Raw genomic sequence first — 507 nt, forward strand, 5'->3', positions numbered from 1 at the left:
AGATTTAGAAGTATTCCAAAATGCATTTGGTTGTACGCCATTTCCAATGGTCGATACACAGTTAATGGCGGCGTTTCTTGGCCACGGGCTGTCAACAGGTTTTGCAACGCTGGTGGAAGAATACTTAGGTGTTGCGTTGGACAAGAGTGAATCTCGCACCGACTGGATGGCTCGTCCTCTCACGCAAAAGCAACTTGATTATGCAGCGGCAGACGTTCACTACTTGTTGCCACTTTACGAAAAATTGCTCGATAAAGTCACTGAAGCTGGTTGGTGGGAAGCGGTGCAGCAAGAGAGCGACTTGTTGGTTTCCAAACGCATTCGCGAAACCAACGAAGAAAATGCGTACCTTGATATTAAAGGAGCGTGGCAACTTAAACCGTCAGAGTTAGCTGTGTTAAAGCCGCTAGCGACTTGGCGTTATCGTGAAGCAATCAAGCGCGACTTAGCACTAAACTTCATCTTCAAAGAGGGTGATTTGCTAACGGTTGCTCGTTTAGGTTTAAC

Annotated in this window: 1 pseudogene; it reads left to right on the forward strand. The window is 46.5% G+C overall.

Annotated elements, in window-relative coordinates:
• Positions 1-507: pseudogene (locus R7R24_RS30675) on the forward strand (ribonuclease D); the annotation flags it as partial.

This window comes from Vibrio sp. 704, assembly GCF_033339295.1.